The 12533-nt window shown below is 69.6% G+C and carries 16 protein-coding genes and 1 tRNA gene; 13 read left to right on the plus strand and 4 right to left on the minus strand.

The genetic code is table 11. The features are described 5' to 3' along the window. The first annotated feature begins 30 nt into the window (after window positions 1-30). The 3 genes from FQ137_RS07910 to FQ137_RS15370 are packed head-to-tail and all read left to right on the plus strand — an operon-like array spanning window position 31 to window position 2155. Window positions 31-1419 (plus strand): trypsin-like peptidase domain-containing protein, encoded by a 1389-nt coding sequence (locus FQ137_RS07910; RefSeq protein WP_188064831.1) that lies wholly within the window; start codon window positions 31-33, stop codon window positions 1417-1419. Further along, complete coding sequence (locus FQ137_RS07915; protein WP_149291905.1) at window positions 1416-1991, plus strand: molybdenum cofactor biosynthesis protein B; 576 nt, start codon at window positions 1416-1418, stop codon at window positions 1989-1991. The genes FQ137_RS07910 and FQ137_RS07915 overlap by 4 nt, the downstream gene beginning before the upstream one ends. Then, window positions 1988-2155 (plus strand): hypothetical protein, encoded by a 168-nt coding sequence (locus tag FQ137_RS15370; RefSeq protein ID WP_188064834.1) that lies wholly within the window; start codon window positions 1988-1990, stop codon window positions 2153-2155. The genes FQ137_RS07915 and FQ137_RS15370 overlap by 4 nt, the downstream gene beginning before the upstream one ends. An 86-nt stretch (window positions 2156-2241) precedes the next feature. Here FQ137_RS15370 and mscL read toward each other — a convergent pair whose 3' ends face one another. The 4 genes from mscL to FQ137_RS07935 form a co-directional block, all read right to left on the minus strand. After that, window positions 2242-2670 (minus strand): large conductance mechanosensitive channel protein MscL, encoded by a 429-nt coding sequence (gene mscL / locus FQ137_RS07920; protein ID WP_149291906.1) that lies wholly within the window; start codon window positions 2668-2670, stop codon window positions 2242-2244. Between the two features lie 90 nt (window positions 2671-2760). Further along, a complete protein-coding gene (locus FQ137_RS07925; RefSeq protein WP_255583799.1) occupies window positions 2761-3219 on the minus strand; it encodes a hypothetical protein in 459 nt (152 codons plus the stop codon). Between the two features lie 268 nt (window positions 3220-3487). Beyond that, window positions 3488-3838 (minus strand): FmdB family zinc ribbon protein, encoded by a 351-nt coding sequence (locus FQ137_RS07930; RefSeq protein ID WP_149291908.1) that lies wholly within the window; start codon window positions 3836-3838, stop codon window positions 3488-3490. 37 nt (window positions 3839-3875) lie between these two features. Further along, window positions 3876-4568, minus strand: coding sequence for a 5-formyltetrahydrofolate cyclo-ligase (locus tag FQ137_RS07935; RefSeq protein WP_255583800.1), 693 nt, complete (start codon window positions 4566-4568; stop codon window positions 3876-3878). Here FQ137_RS07935 and FQ137_RS07940 point away from each other — a divergent pair. From FQ137_RS07940 to FQ137_RS07985, 10 genes are all read left to right on the plus strand, one after another. Continuing rightward, window positions 4567-5466 carry a UTP--glucose-1-phosphate uridylyltransferase gene (locus FQ137_RS07940; protein WP_149291909.1) on the plus strand — a complete coding sequence of 300 codons (900 nt, stop codon included), beginning with the start codon at window positions 4567-4569 and terminating at the stop codon, window positions 5464-5466. The genes FQ137_RS07935 and FQ137_RS07940 overlap by 2 nt on opposite strands. A gap of 63 nt (window positions 5467-5529) precedes the next feature. Beyond that, entirely contained in the window at window positions 5530-6789 is a 1260-nt protein-coding gene (glp, locus tag FQ137_RS07945) for a gephyrin-like molybdotransferase Glp (RefSeq protein WP_149291910.1), read from the plus strand. Window positions 6790-6811: 22 nt separating this feature from the next. Continuing rightward, window positions 6812-7471: a GNAT family N-acetyltransferase gene (locus FQ137_RS07950; protein ID WP_149291911.1), complete on the plus strand. Its 660-nt coding sequence runs from the start codon at window positions 6812-6814 to the stop codon at window positions 7469-7471. Between the two features lie 132 nt (window positions 7472-7603). Continuing rightward, window positions 7604-8815: a gephyrin-like molybdotransferase receptor GlpR gene (gene glpR / locus FQ137_RS07955; RefSeq protein ID WP_149291912.1), complete on the plus strand. Its 1212-nt coding sequence runs from the start codon at window positions 7604-7606 to the stop codon at window positions 8813-8815. 197 nt (window positions 8816-9012) lie between these two features. Further along, window positions 9013-9168, plus strand: a complete 156-nt coding sequence (locus FQ137_RS07960; RefSeq protein ID WP_188064837.1) for a hypothetical protein — start codon at window positions 9013-9015, stop codon at window positions 9166-9168. A gap of 158 nt (window positions 9169-9326) precedes the next feature. Next, window positions 9327-9399: transfer RNA gene (locus FQ137_RS07965), tRNA-Ala, on the plus strand. Between the two features lie 96 nt (window positions 9400-9495). After that, window positions 9496-9855, plus strand: coding sequence for a multidrug efflux SMR transporter (locus tag FQ137_RS07970; protein ID WP_255583801.1), 360 nt, complete (start codon window positions 9496-9498; stop codon window positions 9853-9855). After that, window positions 9855-10172, plus strand: a complete 318-nt coding sequence (locus FQ137_RS07975) for a multidrug efflux SMR transporter (protein ID WP_149292717.1) — start codon at window positions 9855-9857, stop codon at window positions 10170-10172. Before FQ137_RS07970 ends, FQ137_RS07975 begins: the two co-directional genes overlap by 1 nt. 133 nt (window positions 10173-10305) lie before the next feature. After that, window positions 10306-11559, plus strand: coding sequence for an NADH:flavin oxidoreductase (locus tag FQ137_RS07980; protein ID WP_149291913.1), 1254 nt, complete (start codon window positions 10306-10308; stop codon window positions 11557-11559). 106 nt (window positions 11560-11665) lie between these two features. After that, complete coding sequence (locus FQ137_RS07985) at window positions 11666-12529, plus strand: SDR family oxidoreductase (protein WP_149291914.1); 864 nt, start codon at window positions 11666-11668, stop codon at window positions 12527-12529. The last annotated feature ends 4 nt before the right edge of the window (window positions 12530-12533 follow it).

Raw genomic sequence — 12533 nt, forward strand, 5'->3', positions numbered from 1 at the left:
GCACACAGCGCAATGCGGAACCATGGGGGCATGGAGAACGACAACGGTCGGGGCCGGGGCGAACCCGGGTCCCCAGACGAATGGGCCGGGGGATCGGGAGCAGGACTCGGAGGGTCCGGTCACCGACCCGGCGAGCAGAACCCGTATCCGGGTCAGAACCCGTACACCGGTCAGCACCACGTGGAGCAGGGTAGGGGCGGAGATGGCGGGACCACCGCCGCGTTCCCCCCGTCGTCTCCGGCGCAGGGGTACACGCAGCCCGGACCGTGGCGGCCCGCAGACGCCGCGTACCCCTCGGACCAGCCGCCTTTTGCCGGGGCTGGGCCAGGCACGGCTCCCGCGGCGTCAGGTCCACAAAAGTCGGGCCGCGGCCTGCTCGCGGCCGGCATCGTGGCCGCCATGCTCGTCTCGGGCGGGCTCGGTGGGTGGATCGGTGCGACGGTCGCCGACGGGTCCTCGACGGGCCTGTCCGCGCCCGTCAATTCATCCCAGCCCGTTGGGCAGGCGCCCGACGGCACCGTCGAGGCGGTCGCGGGCAAGGTGCTGCCGAGCGTGGTCTCGATCGATGTGCGCTCACAGACAGGGCGTGGGGAGGGTTCCGGAGTGGTGTTGACCCCGGACGGGCTCATCGTCACCAATAACCACGTGATCGCGATGGCCCGTGCCGGTGGTGAGATCCAGGTGCGTTTCAACGACGGATCCAAGGCGCCCGCGAGCGTCGTGGGCACGGATCCCGCCACAGACATCGCGGTCGTCAAAGTCGAGACCTCCCGCTCGCTCACTCCGATCTCGTTGGGGTCCTCGGCGACGCTGACAGAGGGTCAGGCGGTGGCCGCGGTCGGGTCGCCGCTCGGGTTGTCGGGCACTGTCACCACGGGCATCGTCTCCGCGCTCGACCGCCCGGTCAGGGCCGGCGGGGCGGAGTCCGACCAGAGCACTGTCATCGACGCCATCCAGACCGATGCCGCCGTGAATCCGGGCAATTCGGGCGGCGCACTGGTCAATATGAACGGCGAGTTGGTCGGCATCAACTCGGCGATCGCGTCGCTGGGGTCGGGCAACTCCGGGTCGATCGGTCTGGGATTCGCGATCCCCGTGGACCAGGCCCGGCGGATCGCAGACCAGTTGATCAAGCAGGGGTACGCGACCCGCGCGGTGCTCGGGGTGTCGGTCAGTGACTCACCGAGCGGTGACGGGGCGCTCGTGCGCGCCGTCGAGCCGGGGGGACCTGCCGAGCGCGCCGGAATCAACGAGGGAGCGGTCATCACCGGGGTGGGGGAACGACTCATCGAGGGTGGCGACGCGCTCGTCGCGGCGATCCGGTCCCGGCCTCCGGGGGAGACGGTGAGCGTCACCTATGCTTCTCGTGAGGGAGAAGCACCCAAGTCCGTCGACGTTGTACTGGGAGAGGCCAGATGAGCACCAGATTTGATCCGCGGGCTCTGCCCGGAGGCCGAAAGCTTTCCGCCGGTCTTGACTTCGATCCGGCTGCCCTTGAGCCCGTCGAGCCTCAGATCGCTGGTCGGGCCATGGTAGTGGTGGTGACGGACCGTCTGGACGACGAGGAAGATTCGATTGGCCCCCTGGTCACCGAACTGCTCGAGGAGGAGGGTTTCCTCGTCGGCGGTGTCGTGGGCGTGCCCGCCGACGAGGCGGAGGTACGCAAGGCCCTCGAGACGGCCGTGGTCGGCGGATTCGACTTCGTGGTGACGGTGGGCGGCACCGGGGTCGGCCCCCGCGACATCACCCCCGAGGTCACCGAGGAGATCCTCGACCAGCGGCTGCCCGGGATCGCCGAGGCCGTCCGGTCATCGGGACTCACGGCTGGCGCGGTCGACTCGATCGTCTCGCGGGGATACGTGGGGGTGTCGGGAAGCACGGTCGTCGCCAACCTCGCGCCGAGCCGCGCGGCGATTCGCGACGGGATGGCTACCCTGTGCCCGCTCGTGTCGTACGTGGTCGCCCAGCTGTCCGCCTTCGACGAGCTGTGACCGAGCCGCAGGCCGAGGGTGCGCCGCGGAACGTGGACCGCACCCGAATCGACGAAGTGTTCGGCGACACCCTGCCTGAGACCACCTCGGATGAGGTCCGCACGCCGGAAGGCCGTATCGACGACGAATGGTGGCGCGAGCAGCGCCCGCCCCATCACGGCTGACGGACCCCGCAGCAGGTCGTAGTACCCTGTCGCTCCCCGCCGGCAGTACACGCTGCGGAGAGGGGCGACAGGGTTGCGAGAGCCGGTCAGGAGTTGCTGGACGGGCTCTCCGGGGCGGAGGGGTGCGTGAGCGGGCGGCCGGCGAGCAGGTCGCGGATCTCCACGAGGAGGTCGTTGTCCGAAGCGGGGGCCTCGATGCCCTTGCGCTTGGCGGCGGCCTCCTTCATCTTGTTCATCGGTGCGACCAGGGCGAAGTAGATGATGGCCGCGACCAGCAGGAAGTTGATGATCGCGGTGATGAGCATCCCGAAGTTCATGACGGTCTCGGGGTTGTTGTCGAGGAGTTGGACGGCGAACCCGACCTCCTTGTCTCCGCCGAGCAGTGCGATCAGCGGATTGATGATCGCGCTGGTGAACGCGTCGACGATGGACGCGAAGGCCGTGCCGATCACGACGGCGACCGCCAGATCGATCACATTGCCCTGCATGATGAAGTCTTTGAAGCCCTTGAGCATTAGTGCACCTCTTTCAAAGTTGAATCTCAGAGTGGGATCTCAGAGATGGATCGCACGGATAATATTAGCTGTTCGATGCGGTCCCTTACCTCATCCGTGGACCACGATGGCGAGCGGGATCCCTGCAGCGATCGCGGCAAGCTGGGCGGCGTCAGCCTCGGGGACCTCGACGAGGAGCGAGCGCCTGCCTGTCCGTCCCGCAGGGACGTCTCGCACACGGGCGCCGTGGGCGACGAGCGCAGGAGCCTGGCCGGGGGCGAACTCGGCCGTGTCGACGAGGTCGACCAGGTCGCCGGGGTGGAGCAGGTCGGCCACGGCGGGGTCGGCGAGAGGCACAGGGACCACCCGCACCGGGTCGCGTGAGGGGACTGTTCCGAAGCCATCTGCGCCGACCTCATCAGCGCGGACCCCGATAGCGCCAGGGGGTGCAGCGGGGACAGTGGAGTTCACGGTGCCGGGCCGGTCCACGAACGGGGCCGACGCCACGAGCGCGGCCGCGAGCCCTATCCGTGCTGTGCGCCGTCGCCGCCATCGCCCGGGTGTGGTCACGGAGGCGATGGTGCGGCGCATGGGGTCCCCCGTGGGTCGATGCGCTCGGTGTCGAGCGCCGGATCGGAGTGCGCCGGGCGGGCCGGCGCGGTGTCGATCAGACCGTAGCGGCTCTGGGGGCAGCCACCTCGACTCACGTCTCGGAGGTCTGCGGCCTGTGGAGACGGCCGGGGGTGTGGATAGCCGCGAGCGATATTCGACGTTCTGCCTACAGTGCTGCAGTGTTGCCCCGCCGCAGTGTCGGGGCGGGCGTGGGGGAGCCGACCCGTTAGGACGACGACGAGGTCGACGACCCCGAAGAGGAACTCGACCCCGCGGTCGAACCGGAGCCCGAGCCGGATCCCGAGGCCCCGGACGTCGACGATCCACTGCTCGAGGACCCACCGCCCGACGAGTCGCTGCTGGATGTGGCTGCCGGGGATGCCGACCTGCTGTCTCCCGCAGCGCGACTATCGGTGCGGTAGAAGCCGGAGCCCTTGAAGACGACGCCGACCGTGTTGAAGAGCTTGCGCAGTGCTCCGTTGCACTCGGGGCAGACGGTCAACGAATCCTCGTTGAAGGACTGCTGGATGTCGAAGGCGACGTTGCAGTCACGGCACCGGTAGGAGTAGGTGGGCATCTGGCCTCCCGAGGAGAATCTGAGAACGCTTGGCACTCTACTCCGGCGAGTGCCAAGTTCCGAAGTCGAGAACCGCGTCCGGGGTGATCACGCCGTCGACGGGTCGGTCATGTGACTCGGAGGGGACGTGGTCGACGACGTTCTCGGCGTCGAGTAGGGCGAGCATCCTCGGGTTCGGCCCCGCAAGGGCAAGTGACCGGTCGTAGTACCCGCCGCCACGGCCGAGTCGGCAGCCGGTCCTGTCCACGGCTACTGCGGGCACCAGGACGAGATCCGCACTCGCGATGAACTCGGGCCCGGCGGGGGGCGCCGACGGGACGGGGATGCCGAACCGGCCGGGCACCAGGTCCGCCGGCCCCGCGTATGCGGCCCATTCCAACGGACCGGCCGCAGGCGAGACCGGCAGGAACACCCGAGCTCCGGACCGGACGAGCTCGTCGGCCAGGCCCCGCCCGCCGGCCTCGTCGTCGTCGGGGACATACGCGCAGACCACCATCCCCGCGGTGACTATCCCGGCTAGACGCTCGACAATTCTCCGGTCCCGCTCGGCGCGCACCGACGCCGGCACCGCGGCGCGACGGGCGAGGACCTCACGGCGTAACCGCGTCTTGGCGACCTCGGTGGAGACGGTCGCGTCCGCGCGACCAGGCTGAGCCTGCTGCATGACCCCAGTCTGCCGCGCGTGGCGCCACCCCGAGGTGCCGGGTGCGAGGTCTAAGGTGGTCGCCATGACGTCCAGCACCTCTGTCGACCCGCAATTCCGGACCGCCGTCGTGCCGGCGGCCGGGCTGGGGACCAGGTTCCTGCCCGCCACCAAGACCGTGCCCAAGGAACTGTTGCCCGTCGTGGACACCCCGGGTATCGAGCTCATCGCCGAGGAGGCCACAGAGGCTGGGGCCGGGCGGCTCGCGATCGTCACGTCGGAACGCAAGGTCGGCGTGATGGCGCACTTCGCCGAGGACAGTGTTCTCGAGGGCACGCTCACCGACCGCGGCAAGGACGTCCTGCTACACAAAGTCCAGCGTGCGCAGGGGCTCATCGAAGTCGTGGATGTTCGCCAGGACGAGCCCCTGGGGCTCGGTCACGCGGTCGCACAGGTGGAGTCCGTGCTCGGGGACGACGAGCAGGCCGTCGCCGTGCTGCTGCCGGACGACCTCGTGCTGCCGTTCGGGATCCTCGGGCGCATGTCGGCCGTCCGCGAGGCCCGCGGTGGCAGCGTGTTGTGTGCGTTCGAGGTCGCCCCGGAGGATGTGTCCTCCTACGGCGTGTTCGAGGTCGAGGACACCGACGACCCGTCGGTGAAGAAGGTGATCGGCATGGTCGAGAAGCCCGCCGTCGAAGACGCACCGTCCAACCTCGCTGCGGCCGGCAGGTACATACTCGACCGCGCGATCTTTGACGCGCTGCGCAGGATCGAGCCGGGGGCCGGTGGAGAACTGCAGCTCACCGATGCAATCGACTTACTCATCGACGAGGGGCACCCCGTACACGTGGTGGTCCACGACGGACAACGACACGATCTGGGCAACCCGGGGGGGTACATCAAGGCCTGCGTCGACTTCGCGCTGGGTAATCCGGCGTACGCGGACGACCTCCACGAATGGCTCTCGGGTCGACTGGGGTCCTGATAGCGCGGTAGGCGAGGCTGGCCCGGTCAACGGGCGGTGACGGGTACGGGAAGGGGACACCTGGTGCGCTCCGTCGAGGAACAACTGGCTCTGGTGACGGCGGCCGCGGTCGCGCCGCGCCCGGTCCGAGTGGCGATCTCGGAGGCGCAGGGTCTGCTGTGCGCCGAGGAGGTCGTGGCCGAGCGGCCGCTGCCGGCGTTCGACCAGGCCGCGATCGACGGATACGCGGTACGCAGCGTCGACGTTCGCGTCGGTGGGGCGTCTACGGAGGGCGGGGACGGTCCCGCCGGACCGGTGACCTTGCCCGTGGTCGGTCAGATCACAGCGGGATCTCGTCAACCGGCACGTCTCCAGCCCGGCCAGACCGTCCGCGTGGACACCGGAGCGCCGCTGCCTACGCTCGCGGACGCGGTCCTGCCGATCGGGTGGGCCACCGCCGAGGGGCGCCAGCTGACCCCCACCCGCGCCGTCCGCACCGGTGACTACGTCCGCCGCATCGGCGACGATGTGCAGCCCGGCGACGTGGCGGTCCGCGCGGGCAGCATCATCGGGCCGGCGCAGGTCGGCCTACTCGCCTCGGTCGGCCGGGCGAAGGTCCTCGTACACCCCAAGCCGCGGATGGCGGTCATCTCCGTCGGCGACGAACTGGTGGACGTGGACGGGCGCCCCGGCACAGGTCAGGTCTACGACGTCAACTCCTATGCCCTCACAGCGGCCGGGCGCGATGCCGGCGCCGACGTCCATCGCGTGGGCATCGCCAGTACCGAACCGTCCCGCCTGCGCGAGGTGCTCGAGGGGCAACTGGTGCGCAGCGAACTCGTGGTGGTCTCGGGTGCCGCCGGGGGCGAGGCCACCACACGCATCCGCCAGGTAATGGCCGAGCTCGGGCAGATCGAGGTCAACCGGGTTGCCATGCACCCGGGCTCGGTCCAGGGTTTCGGTCGACTCGGGCGAGACGAGGTCCCCACCTTCCTGCTTCCGTCGAACCCGGTGAGCGCGCTGGTGGTGTTCGAGATCATGGTCCGGCCACTTATCCGGATCGCACTCGGCAAACGTCAGCCCATGCGCCGCACCGTCCGTGCACGGACCGTCGCACCGATCTCATCTGTTGAGGGTCGTCGCGGCTACCTGCGCGGACAACTGATGCGCGACACCGATACGGGCGAGTATTTAGTCCGCGCACTCGGCGGTGCCCAAGGTTCTTCCACCCATCTGCTGGCCTCGCTGGCCGAGGCCAACTGTCTCGTCGTGATCGATCCCGTCGTCACGACGGTTCGTACGGGCGACGAGGTCGACGTGATGTTCCTCGCCCAGCGCGGGTGATCGGGCAGCCGACGTGAGCGGCATGTGGAACGCTTTCGCAGCCGATACGGCGGCCCACCCCGGGTGGCCAATCGAGGCGGGACCACTACGCGTGAGGGCCGGAGTGGTGACCCTGCGGCCTGTCCGCCGTCGCGACGCGCGTGAGTGGGCGGCGCTGCGGCTGTCCGAGCGAGATCATCTCGAGCCGTGGGAACCGACTGTCGACGGCCGGTGGCGCGAGAACAACTCCGCGCGGGCCTGGGCGTCCATTCACTCCCAGCTCAAGCGGTACGCCCGGGCCGGGGCGACCCTGCCCGCCGCGATCGAACTGGACGGCCGCTTCTGCGGGCAGCTTACCGTGGGCGGCATCGTGCGCGGCGCACTCCACTCGGGATGGATCGGCTACTGGGTGGGACGGCCGTTCATCGGTGGCGGAGTGGCTACCGCGGCCCTGGCGCTGGGGGTCGATCACGCGCTGGGCCCGGGAGCACTGCATCGAATCGACGCCACTGTCAGGCCTGAGAACGCAGCCAGCCGGCTCGTGCTGGACCGGTGCGGGTTCCGCGAGGAGGGACTGCTGCAACGCTACCTCCACGTCGACGGGGCGTGGCGGGATCATCTCCTGCTGGCGCGTACCCGCGAGGAGCACGGGCGGGGCGCCGTCGCGGGTCTCGTGACGTCGGGTCTGGCGCAGCGCGTGTGAACGCGCATCTGAGTATGTCCTGAGCATCGTGACCTGCGGCGCGTCGCCACCGGACGCAGCGCACCCGCCGTTACGGTTGGGGCCTCACCACGACGTCCCGTGTCGGGGTAGACGCTCGAGGAGGCCTGATCGATGTCGAGCTCGCTGCTGATCATCCTGCTGGTGGTGGTCTGGCTGTTCGTCCTCGCGCCGATGCTCATCCGGTCGCGCAATCCCATCCGCCGCACCGGTGACGCACTGGCCCAGACGCGCACGCTCTACTCCGGCGGCTCCGGCCGCCTGGTGCCGAGTCGCGGCCGCGCCGCCGCCGACCCGGTCCAGGCCGAGTCCGAGGAATCGGTGTTCGGGCTGCCCACCGGGGCGGGTTCGACGGACGCCGAGCTGCTCGACACCGAGACGTGGGAGCACCTGCTGGAGCAGACCCTGCGCCGCGAGGCCGCCGGCCGCCGCGGCGAGGCAGTCCGCCGCGCCATGGAAGAACGGCGTGCCGCAGCGACGGGCGACCCGGCATCCGAGGAGATCACCTCTGAGATCCCGGCGGTCGTCGTGGTCGACGAGCAGGACTCGGTATGGGCGGTCGCGTCGGTCGACGAGAGCAGCGCATCGACCGTGGCGCTCGAGGTCGGCGATGCCCGCGTGGACGGGGTGGACCGGGACGTCTCCGGAGTAGAGCACGATGACGAGACCCAACGGCCGGTGGTCGTCGACGGCGAACTCGTCGAACGCCCGGCAGGGGAGCGTGCGGGAGCGCGGACCGATCATGCCGAGGACGCCGCGGGCATCGACGAGGAGGCCGTGCTCACCCACCGGGGACGCCGACGCCCGGCCGAGCCCGACGTCGAGCTCACCGACGCCGATCTGGACTTCGCCGAGCGGCGCCGCGGGCGCGGGGCCTACGACCCGATGGCGGATCGCGCGGCGGCCGAAAAGCGGGCCCACGCGCGGCAGCGCACAGCACTCATCCTCGTGGCGCTGTCCGTGGTCGCGGTACTCGCCGCACTGCTCACCGTGCCCGCTGTCTGGTGGTTCGCCAGCGGCTCCGTGTTGCTGCTGGCGGCCTACCTGACCTACCTCCGCCGCCAGGTCATGCTCGAGGAGAGTTTGCGCCGTCGCCGCGTCGAGCGGATGCGTCGCGCCCGGCTCGGCGTGGAATCCCGCGAAGACGACGAGCTGTCTATCGTGCCGCCCCGACTACGCCGCCCCGGTGCGGTGGTGTTGGAGATCGACGACGAGGACCCGGCGTTCGACGTACTTGATTCCTTCGACGAGGGTCTGGACACCGAGCCCGGACATCACGATCACCGGCGTCGGCAGCGGGAGCCGCTTCGTCGCGCGGTCGGCTGACACCGGCCCGCCCGTGGTGTCTCAACCGCGGCGCTGACGCAGGAGCACGCCGTCCTTGGCAGTGGCTGGCCGGGTGCCGTCCGGGGAGGGCATCTCCCGCGGACGGATTTCCTCCCGTACAGCATTCCAGCGGGACGGGGCCAGCGCGAGTGCGACGAGTTCCTCGGCTGTCGAACTCCTTGGTCACCAGGTCCGCGTTGACCATCCCGCCAGCCATCGCGCCCGCGGACATGGACACCGGCACGACCCGAGTCCCGCACAGTCTGTCCGCCGCCGGGGCCAGGCCCGCGCAGTTGATCAGCGTCTTCAACGACGAAGAAATGAGAATGCACACCCACACCGCCGCCGCGTGAGGGGTGGCCCCAGCGGGCCGGAGCCAGGCGGGCAGGGGCGGTGTCTGCGGCCCGATCGGGTGGGGCACCCTCCCGGTTTGGTCGGCAGGCCGGGGGTACTGGTAAGGTTTTCCACGCTGCTCGAGAGGGCGGCGGCCGCATCCCGCAAGGGTTGCGGAGGGGCTATAGCGCAGTTGGTAGCGCGTCTCGTTCGCATCGAGAAGGTCAGGGGTTCGATTCCCCTTAGCTCCACCCACGTACCGCGAGGTCAGGGGCCGTTTCCGCTGAGGCGGGGACGGCCTTTTCACTTGGAGTCCTCTGTCTGACCCGACAGGAAGGGGGCCGCCCGTGCAGGCCGGAACCGTGAAGTGGCTGTACCTCGGCGCGGCGATCCTCCTCGAAGTCGTGGGGTCGCTCTCGCTCAAGGGCGCTCTCGACCATCCCGTCCTCTACGCCGTGGTGGCGCTCGGCTATCTGGGCGCGTTCGTATTTCTCGCGCAGACGCTGAGGGCCGGCCTGGCGCTGGGGGTGGCCTACGGCATCTGGGGAGCCACCGGCGTCGCGCTCACCGCGGTCCTGTCCGCACAGATCTTCAACGAGCCACTGACCCTCCTGATGGCCGCCGGTATCGCGGTGATCATCGCCGGTGTCCTGTGCGTCGAGATGGGATCCCAGCGTGCTCGCGCACAGGCGGCCGCAGCCACGTGATGGGATGGGGCTACCTCGCCGTCGCGATCGCTTGTGAACTCGCCGCGACCCTCTCGCTGCGCAACGCGGTCGACGACCGGCGGTGGTACGCCGCCGTCGCACCCGGGTACCTGCTGGCGTTCGTGTTCCTGTCTCTCACTCTGGCCGCGGGGACTCCACTCGGGGTGGCCTACGGCATCTGGACGGCCGCGGGCGTGGCCCTGGCCGCCGTCTTCAGCCGACTGCTCTTCCGGGAGCCCCTGACACCGACGATGGGCGCGGGGATCGTGTTGATCGCCTGTGGCGTACTTCTTGTCGAGATCGGCGTGGCAGCCTGAGCGGGTAAGGCGAACCTATGGCCCGCAGGTGGCGGGCGGTAGGGGGCCACCGGGCGGCGCGGCTGTCATTCGCGAGACATAACCGCTGGCCAGACCCGGGACCAACGAGGTGGAACAAGTTATAGTTTTGCCCATGACCCTTACGCCCGGAACGCCCGCCCCCGACGTCTTCAGTCCCGGCAGAATCGGCAATGTGACGCTGCGTAACCGCATCGTCAAAGCCGCGACCTTCGAGGGCCGCTGTCCGCGGGGGCGCATCACCGACGAGCTCATCGAGTTCCACGCCGAGTACGCCCGCGGCGGTGTCGGGATGACGACCGTCGCTTACCTCGCGACCTCCCCCGAGGGGCGCACCGACAAGCACCAATACCACTGGGGCATGGACGACGGCGGGATGCTTCGCAAACTCACCGACGCCGTGCACGCCGAGGGCGCCGCCATCTCGGCCCAGGTCGGCCACGCCGGGGCCGTCGCCAACGGCCGCTCCAACGGTCTGCCCGCGCTCGGGCCGTCCCGGATTCCGGCCCCCACCGGGTTGGCGATCACCAAGGCGTGCACCGAGGCCGACATAGACCGGATCGTGTCGGATCACGTCCGTGCCGCCCGCGGGGCATACGAGGCCGGCTTTGACGCCATCGAGGTGCACTTCGGCCACAATTATCTCGTCAGCGAGTTCCTCAGCCCCAAGCTCAACAGGCGCAAGGACTCCTACGGCGGATCGCTGGAAAACCGCGCCCGCTTCGCCCGCCGCATCGGTCGCGCCATCCGCGACGCCATGGGCGACAAGATAGCCGTGACCATCAAGCTCAACATGGACGACGGCGTCCCCGGCGGCTTCTGGATCGACGAAGCCCGCCAGGTCGCCCAGTGGCTCGAGCAGGACGGTTCCGCCGACGCCCTGGTCATGACCGTCGGAAGTTCCCTGCTCAACCCGATCTACCTCTTCAAGGGCGACGCACCGCTCGAGGAGTTCGCCGCGACCCAGCCCGCGGTCATCAAGATGGGCATGAAGGTCGTGGGCCCGAAGATGTTCAAGGAATACCCGTACACCGACGCGTACATGCTCGACGATGCCCGCCAGATCCGCGAGGCCGTGGACCTGCCGATGATGTTGCTCGGCGGCATCGTCGACCGACCGTCCATCGACAAGGCGATGAACGCCGGGTTCGAGTTTGTCGCCATGGGCCGTGGGCTGCTGCGGGAGCCGGACCTTCCCAACAAGCTCAAGGAAGACGACCGGCGTCGATCGCTCTGCGTGCACTGCAACCGCTGCATGGCCACCATCTACAGCGGTAGCCGCTGCGTGCTGCGCGAGTACGTGCCGCCGATTCCCGCGCGCGGGGGCCAGGACACCCTGCAGGCGACCCGCCTCACGCCGCCCGTGTAGATCGGACGCGCCCGGCGACACCGGCCTCACGTCCCCCGGCGGGCCGCTACGGTGATCTCATCAGGTGGCCCGCCGCTGACGACCCGGGCCCGGACTAGGGGAGCGAATGTCGAGGCGACGGATCAGGAGCTACCTGGGCAAGACCTGCGTGGTGACCGGCGCGGCCAGCGGGATCGGCCGGGCGGCGGCGCTGGGACTCGCGCGCGAGGGCGCCCGGCTGGTGCTCACCGACATCAACACCGAGGGATTGGCTGCCACCGAGCGGGACTGTCGGGATGCTGGCGCGCTGGTACTGGTCTCGGAGTCCGTGGATATCACCGACCACGAGGCCGTGATCGCGTTCGGTGAGCACGTCGTGGCCGAGATCGGCGCGCCCCACGCCGTCTTCCACGTGGCGGGGAACTCGGCGTGGGGCCGTCCGGATCTGCTCGAACATCGGACCTGGAGGTCGATGGTCGAGGTCAACCTCATGGGCACGATCCACGTGATCGAGGCATTCGTGCCCGCGATGATGGCGGCGCGCACGCCCGCCGCGCTCGTCCTCGTCTCCTCTGCTGCCGGGCTGCTCGGACTGCCGTGGCACGCCGCGTACAGTGCCGCCAAGTTCGGTATCCGCGGGATCGCCGAAGTGCTGCGATTCGACCTCGCGCCGTACGACATCGGCGTGCACCTCGTCTGTCCCGGCGGAGTGGACACCCCGCTCGTGGAGACGGTGGAGATCGCGGGCGTCGATCGCTCCGACCCCCAGGTGGCCAGGACCGTCGAGCAGTTCCGTCGCCACGCGGTGACCCCCGACGAGGCCGCGGAGAAGATGCTCGAGGGCGTGCGCAAGGGACGCTACATCGTCTACACCTCGCCGGACATCCGCATCGGATTCGCTGCCCAGAGGTTCGCCCCGCCGCTCTATTCTCTCGCGATGACGTTCCTCAACCGCCGGATCACCACGGCCGGCCGGGGCATCCTCCCGTGAGGGG

Origin of the sequence: Dietzia sp. ANT_WB102, assembly GCF_008369165.1 — a bacterium.
GTDB lineage: Bacteria > Actinomycetota > Actinomycetes > Mycobacteriales > Mycobacteriaceae > Dietzia.

Bases quoted from the DNA above. Each gene is read 5' to 3' on its own strand.
- FQ137_RS07985 (WP_149291914.1), top strand. From the start codon at position 11,666: ATGTCGAGGCGACGGATCAGGAGCTACCTGGGCAAGACCTGCGTGGTG.
- FQ137_RS07910 (WP_188064831.1), top strand. From the start codon at position 31: ATGGAGAACGACAACGGTCGGGGCCGGGGCGAACCCGGGTCCCCAGAC.
- glpR (WP_149291912.1), top strand. From the start codon at position 7,604: ATGTCGAGCTCGCTGCTGATCATCCTGCTGGTGGTGGTCTGGCTGTTC.
- mscL (WP_149291906.1), bottom strand. From the start codon at position 2,670: ATGCTCAAGGGCTTCAAAGACTTCATCATGCAGGGCAATGTGATCGAT.
- FQ137_RS07980 (WP_149291913.1), top strand. From the start codon at position 10,306: ATGACCCTTACGCCCGGAACGCCCGCCCCCGACGTCTTCAGTCCCGGC.
- FQ137_RS07915 (WP_149291905.1), top strand. From the start codon at position 1,416: ATGAGCACCAGATTTGATCCGCGGGCTCTGCCCGGAGGCCGAAAGCTT.
- FQ137_RS07935 (WP_255583800.1), bottom strand. From the start codon at position 4,568: ATGGCGACCACCTTAGACCTCGCACCCGGCACCTCGGGGTGGCGCCAC.
- FQ137_RS07975 (WP_149292717.1), top strand. From the start codon at position 9,855: ATGGGATGGGGCTACCTCGCCGTCGCGATCGCTTGTGAACTCGCCGCG.
- FQ137_RS07930 (WP_149291908.1), bottom strand. From the start codon at position 3,838: ATGCCCACCTACTCCTACCGGTGCCGTGACTGCAACGTCGCCTTCGAC.
- FQ137_RS07950 (WP_149291911.1), top strand. From the start codon at position 6,812: ATGTGGAACGCTTTCGCAGCCGATACGGCGGCCCACCCCGGGTGGCCA.
- FQ137_RS07940 (WP_149291909.1), top strand. From the start codon at position 4,567: ATGACGTCCAGCACCTCTGTCGACCCGCAATTCCGGACCGCCGTCGTG.